Raw genomic sequence first — 17,761 nt, 5'->3', positions numbered from 1 at the left:
GTTTGGCACCTTTTTACGGGTCTGCTCCCTTTTGGCTATGGTGCAAATCCGTTCAGCCGCGATAAAGCGCGACGATCCGATCAGGGACATGTCAGCGCGTTGGCATGGCGCTGTTGGCGAGAGTTTGAACAGGGCAGGGATTCGATGATGAACAAGTTCAAGGGGTTTGCAGTTTTCGCGGTGGCCGCCTCGATGCTGGCGGGAGGCAACGCCTTTGCGCAGGACGCAGCCGCAGGCAAGAAGGTGTTCATGCGCTGCGTGGCATGCCATGCGGTGAAGGCTGGCGCTCCCGCCAAGATGGGCCCGAACCTTGCCGGTGTAGTTGGCCGCAAGTCCGGTTCGGCAGCAGGTTTCAAGTATTCGGCCGCCATGCAGAAGGCCAACCTGAAGTGGGATGAAGCCACGCTCGACAAGTGGCTGACCAAGCCCGCGGCCGTCGTTCCCGGCACTTCGATGGCTTTTGCCGGTCTTCCCAATGCGGCTGACCGTGCCAATGTGATTGCCTATCTCAAGAAGCCGGTCGATTAAGGCGTCACGATAGCGAAGGCGGGGTCCGGCTTGTCGAGCCAGCTTGCAAGGCGGGCAAAGACAGCCGGATCCCCTTCGATCTTGGCCGCACCGGACTGAATCTTTGCGGCAAGCGGCGTTCCTGCGAAAAGCGCATCGAGCAGATCGGGGTAATTCACCGTCAGGGTGGCATTGCGCCCTGCGCGCAGACCGGGGCGGTGGATCAGGACGCCCTTGGCGACCGTGATGGTATATTCCGCCTTGCGATCGGCAAAGACAAACCCCAGCGACAGCGCTTGCGTTCCGGCTTTGGCCGGATCGAGACGAACGGCCATGACATCGAAAAGATCGGATGGGGGAAGCAGCTTTGCCATGTCCGATCCGCCGGTCGGGTCCTGCATGGTTACGCCGCGCTCAAGTTCGTCTGCGCCTGTCAGATAGATGTTGCGCCACAGCGCGTTCTCGCTCTGGTAGCCAAGCTGGCGGTAGGTGCGGGCAAGCTGTGCCTTGGCCGGTGCATTGGTGGCATCGGCAAAGATCACCTTGTCGAGCAGTTCGGCGGCCCAGGCGTAATCTCCCTTCGTGAACGCATCCTGCGCCAGCGCCATGACCCGCTGCGCCCCGCCCATGGCCTCGACATAGCGCTTTGCACCGGTTTCGGGCGGCAGAGGGGCAAGATGCACCGGATTGCCATCATACCAGCCCATGTAGAACTGATAGACCGCGCGCGCATTGAAGCTGTATGAACCGTAATAGGGCCGGTCATACCATTCCTGCGCCAGAGCGGGCGGGAGGGTAAGGGTTGCGGCGATCTCCGGCCCGGTCATGCCCTTGTTGATGAGCCGCACCGTCTGATCGTGAAGATAGGCGTAGGCATCGCGGTGCTTGCCCAGATAATCGGTGATCGCGTCTGCGCCGAAGCGCGGCCAGCCATGGCTGGTGATGAGCACTTCGGCGCCCGCAAAGAAGTCCATCGCCTCGGTCAGTCCCTGCGCCCATGCCTTGGCATCGCGGATCACCGCGCCGCGCGGTGTCAGGATGTTGTGCTGGGTGGCGTTGGCGTTCTCGGCCAGATCGGCCACTTTCCAGTCAGGAAAGCCGAGGTTCATTTCCGCTGGTGCTTCGGTGCCGGGGGTCAGCTGAAAGCGAATTCGCACGCCATCGAGGACCAGTTCGGTCCCCGTATCGGCAATCTCGCGGGTTGGCGGCACCAGACTGCGCGTGCCGCCCGCCACCCCCATGCCGATGCCCGAACCCATCGATCCTTCCGGCCCCTTGGGCAGGCCAAGGCCGAACTGATAGCCCGCACGGCGGCCCATGGCAGGCCCGGCAATGACATTCTCGCTGACGGCAGCGCGCAGGAATCCTTGCGGGGCAAGGATCGGGGCGTCCTTGTCCATCACCGCTGCCAGACCCGCAGCGCCGCCGAAATGATCGACGTGGCTGTGGGTGTAGATCATGGCGGTCACAGGCAGCCTTGCGACCTTTTCCGCCACGAGATCATAGGCGGCGGCCGCCGTTTCGGTGGCGGTGAGGGGATCGATCACGATCCAGCCCCTGTCACCGCGCACGAAGGTGATGTTGGCCACATCGAACCCGCGCACCTGCCATATGCGGTCCGTGACCTTGAACAGTCCGGCCTGGCCCATGAGCCGGGCATGGCGCCACAGGCTGGGGTTCACGCTGGGCGGAGCATCGCCCTTGGCAAAGGCGAAGGCGGCGGTGTTCCAGACCGGCTTGCCTGCGGCATCGCGGATCACCGGATCCTTGCGCGTGGCAATGAAGCCGCGCGCGGCGAAATCGAAATCGCGGCGGTCGGCCATGGGCAGTTGTGCCAGCGCGGCGGCCTGCGCCTTGCGCGTTGCTTCGGTCGGCTCGTCTGCCACCGCAGGACGTGCAAACATCATGAGTGCGCTGCACACAAGTGCGCGCCGCAATCCGGATGAAGGCATTCTCTCTCCCGGCTCCAATCGGACGTGGAGCTTTCCGGAACAGAGCATGACCTTAATCGGCCGCTTGGGGAAGGGGCAAAACGCCTCTACCCCGGCGGCGTTTTTGCCTTCACGCCGCGAGCGGATAGGGCGTGATCTGTCCGGCCAGATAGAGCTTCTTGGCCTTGGCGCGGCTCAGCTTGCCGGAACTGGTGCGCGGCAGTGTGCGCGGGGGAACGAGTTCGACCACGCAGTTCATGCCGGTGATCGAGCGCACCTTGTCGCGGATCTGGTCGCGCAGCTTCACCCGTTCCGCGGGATCGGAGACGCGGCAATGCACCAGCACGGCGGGCGCTTCCTCGCCATTTTCGGTTTCGACCGAGAAGGCCGCGATATCGCCCTGATGGAAGCCGGGAAGCTGTTCCACCGCCCATTCGATATCCTGCGGCCAGTGGTTCTTGCCGTTGATGATGATCATGTCCTTGGCGCGGCCGACGATGAACAGATAGCCGTTCTCGTCGACATAGCCCATGTCGCCGGTATCGAGCCAGCCATCGACCATGCAGGCATCGGTTGCTTCGGGATCGCGGAAATAGGAGTGCATGACCGAAGAGCCGCGGCACCAGACCTTGCCGATGTGATGGTGGGCAAGCTGCTGGCCGTTTTCGCCGCGGATGGCCACTTCCATGCCGCGCACGGGCACGCCGCAGTTGACCATGGCGCGATAGCGGGCGGGGCGCGAAAGATCGCGCGGGGTGCCGGAAAGACGCTCTTCCTCGACCAGTTCGACGCGGATGCCCTCGCCCGGCGGCATGATGGTGACGGCAAGCGTGGCCTCGGCAAGGCCATAGCTGGGCAGGAAGGCTTCGGCCTTGAACCCGGCATCGGCAAAGGCATTGACGAAGCCCTGCATCACGTCGGGCCGGATCATGTCCGCGCCGTTGCCCGCCACGCGCCAGCGCGAAAGGTCGAACCGGTCGGCCACATGGGTCTGGCTGGAAATGCGGCGCGCGCAGATGTCATAGCCGAAAGTGGGCGAATAGGAGAGCGTGGTGCCGGTGTTGCGGCTGATGAGATCGAGCCATGCCAGCGGACGCCGGGCAAAATCCTCGGTCTTGAGGAAATCGACCGAAACCCCGTTGGCAATGGGCGAAAGGAAGCAGCCGACCAGGCCCATGTCGTGATACCACGGCAGCCACGAAACGCAGCGGTCGGGATTGTCGATCTTCATGCCGTGCGAATGACCGGCCAGATTGGCCAGCAGCGCCCGGTGGGTTACGGCCACGCCATGCGGGAAGCGGGTGGAGCCGCTGGAATACTGGAGATAGCTGATCGCATCGGGATCGGGCTTGGGCAGGGGCGCTTCGGAAGTATCGCCGGCATGAAACTCGTCCCATGAAAGACCGGCGCAGCCCTGCCGGGCGGCGGCGGCGCCCGCCATTTCGGCGATCTCGCCGGGATAGACGAGCATTTTCGGGTCAGAGCTGGAAAGCTGCACGGCAAGCTGGTCGATGTAGCTTTCCTTGCCGCCGAAGCTGGTGGGCAGGGGCAGCGGCACGGGCCATGCCCCGGCATACATCGCCCCGCAGAAGATGGCGGCGAAATCCGGCCCTGTTTCCGCCACGAGCGCCACCCGATCACCCGGCGCAACGCCCATGGCCATAAGCCTGCGCGCCGCGACCAGCGCATCGGCGCGCAGCTCGGAATAAGGGTAGGGACGGATCAGCGTGCCGCGCGGATCGTGGAAGTTGAAGCCCAGCACACCCTTGGCGGCATAGTCCAGTGCGTCGCAGAATGTCTCGAAATCGGCATAGCGACGCGGCTGGACGTCGATGTTCGGTGTGGGAACGAGAACCGCCTTGTCAGCGATGGCGTCCGAAACGGTCATGCGATACCCCGATTATTCTCTTCTGTCGTCCCGCCGTCCGATCGGGGACGCGGGATGAACGGCCCATGACTGCTCCGCGGCGCCAGGACAATATGCGTCGCGGCATGGCCGTTCTCATTTAGCCGCGACTGTGGCACGAATGTGGCGAATGGATCACAATTCGCAGCATGACCGGTCTCGGCGCGCAGCAGGTGCAAGGCGGCAGGCGCGCGCGCCGCGGCCTCTGGATGCGCCGGGGCTTGAGCAGATGGCGCTTGCCTATGTGGCGCGCTTTGCCACCAGTGCGGGCAAGCTGGGCGCCTATCTGAGGCGCAAGCTGCGCGAACGGGGATGGGAAGGCGATGGGCCGCCCGATGTGACGGCGCTCGTCGCGCGCTTCGTGGCGCTCGGCTATGTCGACGATGCCAGTTTTGCCCTGGGCAAGGCGCAAGGGCTGATGCGGCGCGGGTTCGGCGCGCGCCGGATCGATCAGGCGTTGAGCGCGGCGGGCATTGCCGAATCCCTTCGCGAGGATGCGCGCGGCAGCGAGGCCGAGCGCAGGCGCGCGGCGGTGGTCATGGCGCGCAAGCGGCGCTTCGGACCGTTCGGTCTGGCAAGTCCTGATGTGCGGCCTGACCCGGCGGTTCGGGAAAAACAGCTTGCCGCGCTGTTGCGGGCCGGGCACCCCCTTGCACATGCGCGCGCGGTGGTGAATGCCGTGAACGCGCAAATGCTGGAAGAATGGATCGATGAAGCCGGTGACTAGAACTCCCGCCCGAAGACTCGCCCTCAACACCGCTCTGGCTGCACTGGTGCTGGTGACGGGATGCTCGCCGGGTGCGGCAGGAGCGGGGACCAAGGCTGCGGATGCGGCAAGATCCGCAGCTGTCCATCCGGTCTCAGGGCTTGAGATCGTGCCGGTCACGGTTCTTTCCGGAAAGATCCGCCACGCCTTCAGGGCCGAAGTGGCGCGCAGCCCGCAGGCGCAGGCGCGCGGGTTGATGTTCCGCACGCAGATGGGTGACGACGAGGGGATGATCTTCCCGCGCAATCCGCCCGACCGGGCCGCCTTCTGGATGCGCAACACGGTGATCCCGCTGGATATCATCTTCATCGGGCTGGACGGGCGGATCATGAACATTGCCGCCAACGCCGTGCCTTATGACGAGACGCCGCTGCCTGCGGCGGGGCCGACGCTGGCCGTATTCGAGATCAACGGCGGTCTTGCCGCAAGGCTTGGCATCAAGCCCGGCGACAAGGTTGAATGGTGATGAGCCCAAAGCGCGGCGGCATGGCATCTACCCGCTTGCCGACTCCCCCCCTCAGCGGCTAAGCGCGCCTTACATCAACGGCAGGTATCATGAGCATCCTCGGCAAGATCTTCACGTGGTGGAACGGCGCCACCTTCGGCACCATGCTTGACAGTGCGCGCAACGGCGAACTGGTGGGCACCGATGCGCAGGGCAATCGCTATTACCGCGCAAAGAAGCCCTATCCGAAAGGGCATCCCTTTGCCGGGCGCGAACGCCGCTGGGTGATCTACAACGGTTCCAACGATGCCAGCCGCGTTCCTGCCGAATGGCACGGCTGGCTTCATGGCAGCTTTGATGGCGTGCCGGAAAGCAACCTGCCGCCGCCGCGCATCTGGGAAGCCGAATATACGCCCAATGCCACCGGCACGGTCCGGGCCTATCGCCCGCGCGGCGCGCTTGAACGCGGCGGCAAGCGGGCCGCTGCCACCGGCGATTACGAAGCCTGGTCGCCGGAAGCCTGATGCCGCCGCGCGCGCTGCCGGCAGGGCGCACGCGAATGCGCATGGGCCGCACGGCGCTTGGCACCGCGCTGCTGATGACCGGCGCGCTTGCCCTTGCTGGCTGCGAGGGCAACAAGGCCGCTTCGCCCCCGCCAGAGGCGACCGAAACCGGCGCGGTTGTTGCCGCCGCATCGGGCGTTGCGGTTGAAAGCGACTATGGCACGCCGGTCAGGGACCGGGTGGCAACGCTGGGCTTTCTGAACAAGCGCAACAACATCACGCAAGACATGGTGCTGAAGAGCGGCGAATCGCGGCGCCTCGGCAACGTCATCATCAAGCTGGCAACCTGCGAGAAGACCGCCCCTTGGGAATCGCCGCAGGAAACCGGCGCGTTTGTGCAGGTCTTCGTTGAGGAGGCCACCGCAAGCAACCGCGCACCGGCCTGGCGCAAGGTTTTTTCCGGGTGGCTGTTTGTCAATTCGCCTTCACTCAACGTGGTGGAGCATCCGGTCTATGACGTCTGGGTCAAGGACTGCGCGATGAACTTCCCCGGCGAGGAAGAGCCCATCGCCCCGGCGCGCAGCGCGGCAAAGCCTGCGGGCAGCGCCAGCGGCGCGGCGGCTCCCTCGCCAGCAGCCAGCCCCTCGCCGACGGCTTCGGCCAGCGCGCGTGCCGCGGCAATTTCCCCGTCGGAATAGCGCCGCTGCGCTGCCGAAAGCAGTTGCAGATACTGGCTCTGCGGGATCTCAACCGCGCCCAGCGAAGCAAGGTGCGATGTGCTGAACTGGCAATCGAGCAGTTCGGCGCCGATCCGCCGCAGCGCAGCGACCAGCCATGCCAGCGCGACCTTTGATGCATCCGATTCGCGGCTGAACATCGATTCGCCGCAGAATACCCTGGCAAAGCCCACGCCATAAAGGCCGCCCACAAGCCGCCCTTCGCGCCAGCATTCGATCGAATGCGCATGGCCATGTTCGAACAGGCCGATATAGCTTTCGCGGATGCGCGCGCTGATCCAGCTTTCCTCGGCACCGGGACGCGGCGCGGCGCAGGCATCGATCACCGCTTCGAAAGCGGCGTTGCAGGTCACGCTGAAGCGTTCGCGCCGCAATGTGCGCGCCAGTGATCTGGACAGATGAAAGCCGTCGAGCGGCAGGATTGCCCGCATCCGCGGCTCCACCCAGAAAACCTCAGGATCGTCCCGGCTGTCCGCCATCGGGAAAATCCCGGCACGGTAAGCCTTGAGCAGAAGCTCCGGCGGGATCGAGTGGGGGTCTTGGCGAGCCATATCTGCGAATATCTGTTTCGGTCGGTTGCATCCCTTGCGTCAACCCTATAAGGGGCCAGCCAGCACAGGAGTGTAGCTCAGTTGGTAGAGCATCGGTCTCCAAAACCGAGGGCCGGGGGTTCGAGTCCCTCCACTCCTGCCACCTTCTTATGAAAACTTATGTTTTTCAGGTGTTTGGAGGCGGGTTAGCCTGACGCTTTCTTGAGCGGTTAGCCAGATCGAGTTCGATTACCGGTGTCATGGCCCTCTTTGCGAGGGCTTTTTTGTTGGCGTCCTGCGTGTAGATCGCCACCTGGCGGTCGGTGGTCCAGCCTCCGAGGGCCTTCAGTTCCTGATTGGTGGCGCCGGTTTCGGCGCTTCTTCTGGCGGCGGCTTTGCGCAGGCCGTGGGCCGAGCAGTGGGGCAAGCCAGCCCTGGTGCACCATTCGCGCATCTTGTTGCCCAGCCCGGCGACCGAGAAGGGTTTACCGTAATCGGTGACGAGGAAGGTCTCGGTGCCCGTGACCGGCATTGCTGCGATGGCTTCGAGGAGCTGGGGCGCGGCGGGGAGCCAGACGGTTACGCCAGTGGAGTTTCCGGTTTTCGCGGGCGTGACCTCTATCTGTCCGTCCACCACGTGCCGGTGGCCGAACTTCGAGGCATCGCCGCGGCGTTGGGCCGTCCAGAGGAATATCTCAAGCGCCAGACGCGCCTTGGTGCCGAGCGGCCAGAAATCACGATACTGTTCGATCTCGGCATCGGTCCAGGTGTGGAAGCCCCGGCGCGGCACGGCAATCGCGGCGGCCTGATCGACCGGATTGGGGCGATCAAGATGAAGGACCTTGATGGCATAATCGAACAGGCCCTTGAGTTCGCGCCGCAGGTTGTTGGCCGCACTGGGGCCGCCAATCATCCGGCCCTTTTCATCCGGACGCTTCTGCGCCGCTTTCATGAGCACGGCTTCGATGTGATCGAAGCGCCAGTCGGCGATGCGATACTTGCCGTATTCGCCAATGAACCTGTTGAGGATCAGCCGGGCGGTGCGCTCGGTCTGGGCGGACTTTCCGCCGCGAAAGGTGGCCGAGGCGAAATAGCGGGCAGCGGCCCAGGCGACGGTGCCGTGGGCAGGCTGTGATGTGGCCCGCAAGGGCAGGTCGGCAAGGAACGCCTCAAGCTCGGCCCGGCCCTCGGCCGAATTGGGGTGGGCCTTGAAATAGTGCTGCCTGCCCGCCTTGCGCCAGCGGTAGCGCCGTTTGCCATGGCGATCGACGAAGCTGGAGACGTTAGCGGGCAGTTTTTCCTTGCGCGGCATGGAGCAGAACTTCGTCGAGCGGGTTTGCTGTTGCGCTGAGGCGGAACGACTCGGCGCAGGCTTTCGAGACTATCACGATCTCGCCATCGGGCATGATGCGGATGCTGCCTATATCGACGCCGCCATCGCGCGCGCCCCTGACGGCGCGGGTCACATCGGCCTGGAGGATGCGTGCGCGGGCGCTCATGCCGGATGTCCTTTCATAGCAGATACTTGCATGGGATCGCGGGTGGGTGGTCAATCGCGCAGCCACCAGGGCTGTGGGGGCGGTTCTGGGTCTGCACCGTGGATGGGCTGGGGCGTGCCGCGCCGGTTCTTGAGGGCTTCGAGCCGGGCGAGGGTTCGCAGCCAGCGCTGGCGCGCGGCGCGGCGGGCAATTTCGGCTTCGGCTTCCTTCGGGGTGCAGCCCAATTGCTGCGCGAGTTCGAAGGCCGCGCGGTGGGTGCGGTAGCGTTCGGCCAGACTGGTTGGCTTACGCGGCATCGCCGATCATCCCGCTGGCGCATTTCCGCGCAGCCTGCCGCGCAAGCCGCTGTTCGATCATCGCCTCGCGCTCGCGCTGATGGGCGCCCCACTGGCGGTGATAGGCCCGGTTGGTGAGCGTATCGGCTTCGGCCTGTTCAGCGGCGGTAAGCGGGCGTTCGAGGCGGATGGCATCGAGTTCGGCCAGACGGCGCACCTGATCGGGCACCGGCATCCAGCGTGCCACGGGTGAGCGGGCAGGGCGCGCGCGATCATCAGCCATGGTGGAGCCATCCGATCATCATGCCGAGTGCAGCGCCGCCCAGGTGCAGCGCGATAACCAGGAGGGTTTCGCGCGATGGCGGCGAGATATGCTTCCAGATCATGCGGCTTTCCTTTCTGCGGCGATTTCGGCGCGGATTTCACGGGTGAGGCGGGCGAAGCGGTGAACGGCGGGTGCGCCTTCGTGCAGGCGTTCGAGATGCCAGCGCATGGCCTGCAGGAGGTGCGACTGGCGGAACACCTCATGCGCGCGGTTGCCCCGGCGCAGTTCGGTGCCCACCCGTTCGATCGCGAGATCGATGGCGGCGAGGCGCTGATCGAGGCTGGAGGGTGGCGGCAGGGCGCCGCTGCCATCGACGATCCAGCGCCATTCCGCCGAGATCAGTTCCCAGGCGGCGATATCTTCGTCAGCATCGCCTGCGTCCATCGCACCGCGTTCGATGAGCTTGGGGTAGCCTTCGCGGCGGCGCGCCAGGGCGCCTTCGGCCTGTTCGAGCAGGGCGGCATAGTCCCAGGCATAGAGCGGGGTTTCAGCCCAGTGATCGAGTGCGGCAGGATCGCCCGCGATGACCACCTCGCCGGTGCGGGCGTTTATCGGGTCCATCATGCCGCCCTCTGCTGGCGGGCAATCAGATCGTTGACTTCGCGCACCCATTCGGCGCGCTGGGCGCTGCCTGCGGGCATGAGCGCCGCGCCGCGCCGGAGCAGGGCGAGGACTTCGCCGCGCAGGCGCACCTTGTCCGATGGCGAAGAAGACGGGCGGGACCGGCCGACAATGCGGGTGGCGATGCCGGAGCGAGTGCAATCGGTGCACCAGATGGCGCCGTGCCGCTGGGTCCAGCCCACCGGGGCCTTCGCATCGCGGCTGTGGTGGACGGCGCCGCATTCCGAGCATTCGAAGCTGGCAACCTGGGGAAGCGAGACGGGCTTGCGCTTCATGGCACGTCCTTTCAGATGATCGCGGTTTCGGAGAGGGGGCGGGTGAATACCCAGCAGTAGAAATGCTTTCCGCCGGGCGCGTTGACCGGCTTGCAGGCCACGAACTTGCGGCCCTTGGAGGTTTTCAGGTGGCGGCGCAGATCGTCTTCGGTGGGCGGCACCTGCCCGTGCGCGCGGCAGCGTTCGAAGAACTGGGGCAGGCTGACGGCGATGTATTCATCGGCCTTTCGATGGTTATTAAGTGGCCGTTCCTCGCGCTGGCTCTCGGTCTCGATCTCGACCAGGTAATCGAAAATCTGCCAGAACTTTTCGACCACCGGATGTTCGCTCGACACCACGCGCTGGCGGGCGGCGGTCATCTCGGCAATGAACTTCAGCCCCGCCGCGTGGAGGCCATCGCTGACGGGCAGGAACTGGCGCATGGCGGTGAGCGCGGCGGCAAGCTGGGCATGGTTGCGCAGCAGGCGGATATTGTTGACGCCCGATGCGGCCTGCAGTTCGCCCTGGTAGCGGGCATAGGCATCGGCCCAGGCCTTCATGAACTGTTCTTCGTGGCGCAGCGCGAAAAGGATGAAGCCCGAAAGCTCTTCGGCGGGCCAGCGTTCCAGCCTTTCGGCTGCGGCGCGGGTGGCTTCGGAAAAGCCCGACTTGTCGAAGTGCAGCGACATGATGCGTTCGAGCACCGCGGGCGAGGCGCTGACGGGATCGTTCTGGGCAATGATGATCGATCCGCGAAAGAGCGGCTCGAAGGTTTCCATGCCGCCGTTCTTGACCCCGCGCGAACGGGTGGCGCGGCCGTTGTAGAGGCTTTTGAGTTCCTCCCATTCGAACTTCTTCGAATGGTGCACCGCTTCGTTACGGTCCCCCTCGATCAGCACGACAGGCAGGTTCGATACCTTGCCCAGATTTCGTGCGATGGCGGCCGCCGTGCCTTTGGTGGGATCGAAACCTTCGTAGTTTTCACGCCCCGCCGTTTTCCAGAGGAACTCCAGCACGGTGGATTTGCCCGTGCCGGGCAGGCCCGACATTTCGAGGAAAGCAAGGCTCTTGGTCGATGCGCGGATCTGTTCGGCAAAGAGCGACATGATCCAATAGGCGCAGGTGACAAGGCCGTTCATGCCGAAGGCTTCGATCAGCACGGGAAACCAGCTCACCGGGCGGGCTTCGGCGTCGTATTCGATTTCCAGCAGGCGCTCGGTCGTGGCGAGTTTCAGCGCGCAATCGCCGAAATCGAAGAAATCCTCGTCGTTCAGGCGGAAGACCCGGCCCCGCCGCACGGCATAATCGCCCAGGACATAGACTTCGCGCTTGCGGTCGTAACCGGTGAAATCGAGCGTTTCGACCGTCTTGATCCGCCTGGTCTGGGTGCCCACGATCCGGTCAAGCTGTTCGCCGCTGCCCAGCCATAGCGCGCCTGGCGCCACCGAGATCAGCCGCTTCTTGAACTCGGCCGAGGCCGAAAGCGCGCCGCCGGAAAAGGGGGCCTTCACCTCGTGCCGATCGGTGGGGAAATCGATGCGGATGTAGTAGTGGCTTTCCTCGGTGGCGGGGTTTCGCTGGAAATAGAGGGTGCGGAAAGCGGCCGTGCAGATCCGCTTGATCGTGCCCACCTGCTCGGCGGCTTCCTGCCTTACTTCCCTCGGGTCTTTTCCTTCGTAGGCCGGGTTTTCCTGAAGCTCCTTGACGACTTCATCGATCTTGCGGTGGCTGAACTCGGCCCAGTAGGTTTCGGAATTGAAAATGAAGGGAAACTGGCCGACATTGCCGCCCTTCTGCTGCCACAGCTTGAACGCCTTTTCGAAGGCATCGGTGGCCACCAGCACTTCGCCATTGGCGCGGTATTCGGCCAGGTGCTTTTCTGTCAGCCGGTCGCGGACAAGCAGGTTGTTCCAGTCGAGCTTGTCGTCCTCGCCTTCCGGGCGGGGCTGGGCCGCGCTGGCCTCCCAGCCTTCATCGCGCGCGCGCTTCACGTATTTTCGGCTGTAATCGGCGCCGGCCTTGCCCACATCGAAGGCGAAGATCAGCCGGGGCTGGTGCGTGGGCGCAGGGCCATTGGCAATGGCCTTGCGAAGCTCATCAAGGAACTTTTCCGGCCAGTTGCTCACCGACATGGCCGAAACGGCAAACAGGCCCTTTTCTGCCAGTTCCGATCCGCTGAACGCCTGCCACAGCGCGCTGCAATCGAAGATGCCTTCGGCGATCCAGATTTCCTTTGCGCCGCTCAACTGATCCAGTGTGACATCACGCGGTATCCACACCTGCCCGGAATAGGATTTTCCGGGGGCGAAGCGGGCCTTGCGATCGAACCGGCCGGGCTGATCGATCAGCCTTTCCCACCATGAACCGCCGGGCAGATCGAAGCGCACCGTGGCGCTGGCGATGTTCTTGTCCCGGTCGAAGTAGCTTTCCTGGGTATAGGCGCCGCGCAGCAGGCGCAGATCAAGCCCGCGCGCGTGCAGGAGATAGGCATCGGCAGCGGCATGGGGATTGGCTTCGGTCGCCTCGTGGCGGTTTGACCAGTTGTCGAAGATTTCGGGGTAAAGGTCGCGCACCTCGCCTTCCCACCCGCAGCGGTTCTGGCGGCTGCATCGCAGCACCCAGGGCTTCCTGACGCTGGTGAACAGCTCCTTGCGGCCGCAATTGGGGCATTTTCCCTTCTGGAGCCATTCGCCGCGCGGTTCGGCAAAATGGTAATCGCGCCGGATAGAGGCCAGAACTTCTGTGCGGATATCTTCGCGCATGAAAACGGGGGACTTTCGGAAGGACAAGAGCCGATCTGGCCCTGATCTGGCGGCCCGATCAGCCCGCCGGATCGGGGCGGGCGGCGAGGGCGGCGGCGAGCTGGGCGTTGGCGGCGGCGGCGTGGCTGGCTTCGACCGCATCGGCCACCTGGGCCAGATCGGCGGCAAAGCGGCGAATGCCTGCGGGCGTCATCTCGATGAACAGGCCAAGATGCGTTTCATCCACTGGCCGGTCCATCATGATGCGGATCAGGCCGCCCACGCTGCCCACCAGCGTTTGCCGCGCCATGCAGAAATGCACGCCATCGGGCCGGTTGAAGCAGAACGGGGCGACGGTGACGAAATCAGGATCAGGCTCGCGCCAGATCGGGCCAGAGGGGGGCGGGGCTTCGGGGATCGGGCCATCCGGCTTGTCCGGCGCGCTCACTGGATCACCCCCGCCCCAAGGGCCGGAAGGAGGGAAGGCAGGCTGCGAACGGCCATCCACAGCAGCAGGAAGGCCCCGGCAATCAGCCCCAGCGCGCCCGCATTCTCCGCCACTTCGGCGCGGCGCACACGTTCGATCAGGGCCTTGCGCGCGGCCAGATGCAGATCGGCATGTTCCACCTCGATCACCGCACCGCCATCAAGCCTGACGGTGAACAGCGCGGCGCGCACATCGCGCTCTGCCGAAGCGAGGCAGGCCGCCCTTGTGCGGGTGCGGGAGTGGGTGGGCGAAGGCATGGGCTTTGATCCTTTCAGGCAAGGCGGCGGCGCATCCGGAAAAACGCTTTCCGAAGGGCGCAGCGGGGGGATCGTGCGGGGAGGTGTGTTATTGGCGGGGTGCGAAAGAGCGGTCAGCTCGTGTCGGCGCCCGGCGGCGCGGGATCGGCAGCGCCATCATGGCCGCCCTGGGCCGGAAAGAGATCGGGCTGATCGGCATCGGCTTCGCGCAGCAGTTCCAGCACCTGCTGGCGCGGCATGGGCCGCAGCGGCAGGGTTACGCGCGGATCGGGGATGGCGCTGGGCACGATGCCGTATTCATAGGACAGCGTGGCCAGCCAGGTATGGCCGCACAGCACGTTGCTGCACTGGTAGTAGATCTGGCGGTGCTGCGGGGTCACGGCGCGCGATGACCGGCGCAGGCCCACGCATTCGCAGTGCGGGCACCTGACATGGCCCGAACGATAGGGCCGGTCGGCAATATCGTTGGGCAGCGGCCCGGACTGGGCCGAAGAAGGGGCCGAGGATGGGGCCGGAGGGGTGGCAGGGCGCATGGTCATCCGCGCTCTCCTGCCGGTTCCTGCCGGTCGAGCGCGGCCAGCCCGCGGGTGATGGCGGCCACGGCCTCTTCGCCTTCCTTCCGGGCGCGGCGGCGCAGATCGGGGCAGGGCGATGATGCGGCCTCGATCAGGGCGGAAACCGCCTCGCCGCTTTCCTTGGCGGCTTCAGCGGCCACGCGCACCAGATCGGCATCGGCGGGCGCGGCGGCAATATCCAGCAGCGCGGCATAGACCTGGCCGAAGGGGGCATGATCGCCGCCCGATGCGATGAACGCCTTGTCGAGCCGCAGGGCATCGAGGATGGAAATCTCGCTGTCGGCATCGGGATCAGACCAGTTGCGCACCTGGCGCTCGCTGCGCCCGGTGATCATCGAGCAGCGATCCCACCCGATGCGTGCCGCCACCACGGTGAGCGCGCGATGAAAGGTCAGCGGCTCGCGGCGCTTGGTCATGCACCGGCTCCCATGGCGTCGCCGCGCTGCAAAACGCTGCCGTTTTGGAAAGAGACATGCGCCTCGCCCCGGTCTAGGCCATGCCATGCAGGCGGCGCATGGAGGACTTCGAGGGGATAGATATCGGGGCGAAGAAGATGGCGCGAGATACCGGTGGCGGCTTCGGCTTTCAGGACGAACTCTGCGGGCATCCGCTTGGAACTCTGGACCCATTTCCAGACCGCCGTGCTGGAGCAGCCGACAAGCCGCGCGAGGGCGGATTGTGAACCTGCCTGGTCAACTGCGGCCATCAGGGCTTCGTAAGGCGTCATGTCTGCAACCATGGTGGCAGATATGCCGATTACCAGAGTGGCAGTCAACCACCAATTTCACAGTGTCTAATTGCAACCGTGGTTGTAGAGTGCGCGCATGATCGTGCCGGAACGCCTAAAGGCGGCAATGCAATTGCGCGGATTGAGCCAGTCCGCGCTCGCGCGCGCGGCGAACATCAGTTCCTCGATGGTCAACAAGCTGGCCACCGGCCATGCGCGCGAGACCGCGCATATCTATGCCATTGCCAAGGCGCTGAAATGCTCTCCGGAATACCTTTCGGGCGAAGCCGAGGCGATGAATGCCGATGAGGCTGGCACAGGGCCGGACAGGCGGGCATCGCCCGCAGCAGCCAGCTTCGATGATCTGGCCATGGAAGCGGGCCTTGTGCCAGTGCGGCAGATCGATCTCGCCTATGGGATGGGCGCGTCCTACCTCGACATGGTGGTCGAGGAAGTGACCCAGTTCTTTCCGGCCGGATGGCTGCGCCAGTTCACGGCCTCGCCCGCCTCGAAGCTGTTCTTCGCGCAAGGCGTGGGCGACTCGATGCAGCCGACGCTTGCCCCCGGCGATGTGCTGATCATCGATACCTCGATCGACCGGCTGACCATGGCCGATCAGATCTGGGCGATAACCTTTTGCGGGCTGGGCATGATCAAGCGCCTGCGCCCCACGAAGGATGGCGGCGTGCGCATCATGAGCGACAATCCCAGCGTGCCCGAAGAGGTGGCCTATGACGGCGAACTTACGCTTATCGGCCGGGTCGTCGCGGTGATGCGGAAGATCTGAACGAGCATAGCGATCATGAAGACAATCCCCGTCCTGTTCGCATTCGCTGCTGCGGCAGCCGTGGCTTCCTGTGGTGGCGCTGCGCCAGGCGGGTCTGATGGTGCTTCGGTTGAAACCGAGGGGCGGCGTCTTTCCGGGCCGCTTGAGGCAGAGGCGCAGGCCGCCCGGTCTGCTGCCTGCATGGAGCGCATGGCGCATTACCGCGATCTCGGCGTGTGGAAGCACGGCGGGGCGAAGCCCGGCGTTGCCCGTGCGGCATGGGACATGCTCAAGCCTGCCGAAAAGGATGAGGTCTTTGCGATTGCCGCCTGCATCGCCGCAGGCGGGCAGACCGGCGAGCGTATCGTGACGGTGGCCGAGGAAGGCAACGGCCCGGAAATCGAAACGCGGCGCGTGGCCAATGACCGGGATTTCGCGGGTGCCGGAACGCCAGCCTCGCCCTAAGCCGCCACTTCCATCTCGATCCGGGTTTTCAGGCCGCCTGCGTCCATCGTGTGTTCGGCGCTGGAAATCAGCCAGCGGGTCTGGTCGATCTGGGGCTTGAAGCCACTGGCGGCCACCTGCACCCCCGGCGAAAGGCGCGGATCGCCCCAGGCAAGGCTGGCCGAAAGCGTGGCGGCGGCGCGTTTCAGCCGTTTGCTTTCCGCCTCGGCCGCCGCGCGGGCATCGGCCTGGGTGGCATAGGTCTTTTTCAGCCGCTTGGGGTTCTTTCCGCCGGTGCTGGCGGTGCGGCGCTGGCCCTGATCGGCATCGTGCCATTGCGCTTCGGCCCCGTCCTGCGCGCGTTCGCGCGCGGCGCGCCGCCATTCCGCGCTGCTGCACCGGCTGCGGGTGAGGGTGAGCGCGGGGATGGCCGCGCCCGAAGGCGTGGTGGCCGCGCCCTTGGGCGAAAAGATCAGGCAACCCGCCTTGGTGGTGGCGGCGGCATCGTGGCGGCGGGCCAGATCGCGCAGGAACTGCATCGGGCTTTTCCCCGCCTGTTCGGCCACGGCAATGGCAATGCCCGAAAGATCGGGATGCACCCTGGCGATCAGGCCATGATCGGCGGCAATCGCGGCCACGATGGCGCCGATGGTGGTATCCTTCCACACCCGGTTCTGCCGCTTGCGGAAGCTTTCGGCCAGATCGGCGCTGCGCGCCGTCAGGGTGATGCGATCGGGCGGGCCGCTCCAGCTGGCTTCATCCACCACGAAGCTGCCCTTGTCGATCAGGCCCGGCACAACATCGGTGCCGCGTTCCCAGCCCAGCCACACGCGCAGCCGCGCGCCTTCGGGCGGAATGGCCACGCGGCCCTGCGCATCATCCAGCACGATTTCAAGCTGATCGGCCTCTTCGCCATCGCGTTCGGAAAGGCGCAGCGAAACCAGCACGGGGGCCAGCTTCTGCGTCAGGTCATCCGCGCCCAGCATGACGCGCCACGCGGCCTTGGGCTGGACATAGCCCGAACCGGATTGCGGGCGCGTGTCAGGCGGCAGGGCTTCGAAAGGAATGCTGGCCATCAGGCCACCCGCGTCAGTTCGATGGTGAACTCGTTCACGCGGGCGCGGCCATCTTCCACCAGGTTGTCCTTGCGTTCGGAAATCCGGTCAATCGTGAAATGGCCCAGCACGCGGCCCTGCCCATCCATGAACGGCCAGGCATCGCCGGTTTCGGCCATTTCGGCCAGCGTTTCCAGCGCGCCGAAGCGGCCCAGCACTTCGGGCACGAGCCGCCCGGAAAGGGTGATCCTGTCCGCACCGGGGCCGGTGAACTGGCTGGCGGCCATGGCGCCGAAACGGTCGGTGCGTTCGTGCCGCCATTCGCGGCTGCGATCCAGCGCATCGAAGAGCGCGCTGCTGGTGGTGAAGGCGAACATGCCGATGGCGGCGAGCTGCTGCTGCATGGGGTT

23 protein-coding genes, 1 tRNA gene and 1 pseudogene are annotated in these 17,761 nt (G+C 65.2%); 8 read left to right on the top strand and 17 right to left on the bottom strand.

Annotated features, from left to right (window positions below):
• Positions 1–147 precede the first annotated feature (147 nt).
• Positions 148–528 carry a c-type cytochrome gene (locus DKM43_RS02540; RefSeq protein WP_407938477.1) on the top strand — a complete coding sequence of 127 codons (381 nt, stop codon included), beginning with the start codon at positions 148–150 and terminating at the stop codon, positions 526–528.
• Here DKM43_RS02540 and DKM43_RS02535 read toward each other — a convergent pair.
• Positions 525–2,414, bottom strand: coding sequence for an alkyl/aryl-sulfatase (locus DKM43_RS02535; protein ID WP_236632339.1), 1,890 nt, complete (start codon positions 2,412–2,414; stop codon positions 525–527). The genes DKM43_RS02540 and DKM43_RS02535 overlap by 4 nt on opposite strands.
• A 154-nt stretch (positions 2,415–2,568) precedes the next feature.
• Entirely contained in the window at positions 2,569–4,326 is a 1,758-nt protein-coding gene (locus tag DKM43_RS02530; protein ID WP_109796876.1) for a fatty acyl-AMP ligase, read from the bottom strand.
• Positions 4,327–4,474: 148 nt separating this feature from the next.
• Here DKM43_RS02530 and DKM43_RS02525 point away from each other — a divergent pair, with 148 nt between their 5' ends.
• The 4 genes and pseudogenes from DKM43_RS02525 to DKM43_RS16770 all read left to right on the top strand — a co-directional run.
• Positions 4,475–5,071 carry a regulatory protein RecX gene (locus tag DKM43_RS02525; RefSeq protein WP_109796875.1) on the top strand — a complete coding sequence of 199 codons (597 nt, stop codon included), beginning with the start codon at positions 4,475–4,477 and terminating at the stop codon, positions 5,069–5,071.
• Positions 5,055–5,576, top strand: coding sequence for a DUF192 domain-containing protein (locus DKM43_RS02520; protein ID WP_109796874.1), 522 nt, complete (start codon positions 5,055–5,057; stop codon positions 5,574–5,576). The genes DKM43_RS02525 and DKM43_RS02520 overlap by 17 nt, the downstream gene beginning before the upstream one ends.
• A gap of 89 nt (positions 5,577–5,665) precedes the next feature.
• Entirely contained in the window at positions 5,666–6,079 is a 414-nt protein-coding gene (locus DKM43_RS02515; protein WP_109796873.1) for an NADH:ubiquinone oxidoreductase subunit NDUFA12, read from the top strand.
• Positions 6,079–6,534: pseudogene (locus DKM43_RS16770) on the top strand (DUF2155 domain-containing protein); the annotation flags it as partial. The gene DKM43_RS02515 and the pseudogene DKM43_RS16770, both read left to right, overlap by 1 nt.
• A 35-nt stretch (positions 6,535–6,569) precedes the next feature.
• Here DKM43_RS16770 and aat read toward each other — a convergent pair.
• A complete protein-coding gene (gene aat / locus DKM43_RS02505; RefSeq protein ID WP_109796872.1) occupies positions 6,570–7,346 on the bottom strand; it encodes a leucyl/phenylalanyl-tRNA--protein transferase in 777 nt (258 codons plus the stop codon).
• A gap of 66 nt (positions 7,347–7,412) precedes the next feature.
• On the opposite strand from aat, the gene DKM43_RS02500 reads away from it, so the two are divergent.
• A tRNA-Trp gene (locus DKM43_RS02500) sits at positions 7,413–7,488 on the top strand.
• Between the two features lie 24 nt (positions 7,489–7,512).
• Here DKM43_RS02500 and DKM43_RS02495 read toward each other — a convergent pair.
• The 12 genes from DKM43_RS02495 to DKM43_RS02440 all read right to left on the bottom strand — a co-directional run bounded on the left by DKM43_RS02495 (position 7,513) and on the right by DKM43_RS02440 (position 15,098).
• The gene (locus DKM43_RS02495) at positions 7,513–8,637 is read right to left on the bottom strand and encodes a tyrosine-type recombinase/integrase (RefSeq protein WP_109796871.1); all 1,125 of its coding nucleotides are present in this window, start codon (positions 8,635–8,637) and stop codon (positions 7,513–7,515) included.
• Positions 8,609–8,824: a hypothetical protein gene (locus tag DKM43_RS02490; protein WP_109796870.1), complete on the bottom strand. Its 216-nt coding sequence runs from the start codon at positions 8,822–8,824 to the stop codon at positions 8,609–8,611. The genes DKM43_RS02495 and DKM43_RS02490 overlap by 29 nt, the downstream gene beginning before the upstream one ends.
• Before the next feature lie 50 nt (positions 8,825–8,874).
• On the bottom strand, positions 8,875–9,120 hold the full coding sequence (locus DKM43_RS02485; protein ID WP_109796869.1) for a hypothetical protein: 246 nt from the start codon (positions 9,118–9,120) through the stop codon (positions 8,875–8,877).
• Positions 9,110–9,382 (bottom strand): hypothetical protein, encoded by a 273-nt coding sequence (locus tag DKM43_RS02480; RefSeq protein WP_109796868.1) that lies wholly within the window; start codon positions 9,380–9,382, stop codon positions 9,110–9,112. Before DKM43_RS02480 ends, DKM43_RS02485 begins: the two co-directional genes overlap by 11 nt.
• 99 nt (positions 9,383–9,481) lie before the next feature.
• Positions 9,482–9,988 (bottom strand): hypothetical protein, encoded by a 507-nt coding sequence (locus DKM43_RS02475; protein ID WP_145960457.1) that lies wholly within the window; start codon positions 9,986–9,988, stop codon positions 9,482–9,484.
• Positions 9,985–10,320, bottom strand: coding sequence for a hypothetical protein (locus DKM43_RS02470; protein ID WP_109796866.1), 336 nt, complete (start codon positions 10,318–10,320; stop codon positions 9,985–9,987). Before DKM43_RS02470 ends, DKM43_RS02475 begins: the two co-directional genes overlap by 4 nt.
• An 11-nt stretch (positions 10,321–10,331) precedes the next feature.
• Positions 10,332–13,061 (bottom strand): toprim domain-containing protein, encoded by a 2,730-nt coding sequence (locus DKM43_RS02465; RefSeq protein WP_161554018.1) that lies wholly within the window; start codon positions 13,059–13,061, stop codon positions 10,332–10,334.
• A gap of 58 nt (positions 13,062–13,119) precedes the next feature.
• On the bottom strand, positions 13,120–13,488 hold the full coding sequence (locus tag DKM43_RS02460) for a hypothetical protein (protein WP_109796864.1): 369 nt from the start codon (positions 13,486–13,488) through the stop codon (positions 13,120–13,122).
• Positions 13,485–13,784 (bottom strand): hypothetical protein, encoded by a 300-nt coding sequence (locus DKM43_RS02455; protein WP_109796863.1) that lies wholly within the window; start codon positions 13,782–13,784, stop codon positions 13,485–13,487. The genes DKM43_RS02460 and DKM43_RS02455 overlap by 4 nt, the downstream gene beginning before the upstream one ends.
• A gap of 113 nt (positions 13,785–13,897) precedes the next feature.
• Positions 13,898–14,323: an ogr/Delta-like zinc finger family protein gene (locus DKM43_RS02450; protein WP_109796862.1), complete on the bottom strand. Its 426-nt coding sequence runs from the start codon at positions 14,321–14,323 to the stop codon at positions 13,898–13,900.
• Entirely contained in the window at positions 14,320–14,775 is a 456-nt protein-coding gene (locus DKM43_RS02445) for a hypothetical protein (RefSeq protein ID WP_109796861.1), read from the bottom strand. The genes DKM43_RS02450 and DKM43_RS02445 overlap by 4 nt, the downstream gene beginning before the upstream one ends.
• Positions 14,772–15,098: a transcriptional regulator gene (locus DKM43_RS02440; RefSeq protein WP_109796860.1), complete on the bottom strand. Its 327-nt coding sequence runs from the start codon at positions 15,096–15,098 to the stop codon at positions 14,772–14,774. Before DKM43_RS02440 ends, DKM43_RS02445 begins: the two co-directional genes overlap by 4 nt.
• Positions 15,099–15,183: 85 nt before the next feature.
• Here DKM43_RS02440 and DKM43_RS02435 point away from each other — a divergent pair, with 85 nt between their 5' ends.
• Positions 15,184–15,873: an XRE family transcriptional regulator gene (locus DKM43_RS02435; protein WP_109796859.1), complete on the top strand. Its 690-nt coding sequence runs from the start codon at positions 15,184–15,186 to the stop codon at positions 15,871–15,873.
• Between the two features lie 15 nt (positions 15,874–15,888).
• Positions 15,889–16,317, top strand: coding sequence for a hypothetical protein (locus tag DKM43_RS02430; RefSeq protein ID WP_109796858.1), 429 nt, complete (start codon positions 15,889–15,891; stop codon positions 16,315–16,317).
• Here the strand turns inward: DKM43_RS02430 and DKM43_RS02425 are convergent.
• A complete protein-coding gene (locus tag DKM43_RS02425; protein ID WP_109796857.1) occupies positions 16,314–17,372 on the bottom strand; it encodes a contractile injection system protein, VgrG/Pvc8 family in 1,059 nt (352 codons plus the stop codon). The genes DKM43_RS02430 and DKM43_RS02425 overlap by 4 nt on opposite strands.
• Positions 17,372–17,755, bottom strand: a complete 384-nt coding sequence (locus tag DKM43_RS02420; RefSeq protein ID WP_109796856.1) for a phage tail protein — start codon at positions 17,753–17,755, stop codon at positions 17,372–17,374. Before DKM43_RS02420 ends, DKM43_RS02425 begins: the two co-directional genes overlap by 1 nt.
• Between the last annotated feature and the right edge of the window lie 6 nt (positions 17,756–17,761).

Source organism: Novosphingobium meiothermophilum (assembly GCF_003171715.1).
In the GTDB taxonomy this organism is placed as follows: Bacteria; Pseudomonadota; Alphaproteobacteria; order Sphingomonadales; family Sphingomonadaceae; genus Novosphingobium; species Novosphingobium meiothermophilum.
Note: the sequence above shows the minus strand (reverse complement) of the source record. Positions and strands in the feature narration are given on the sequence as shown.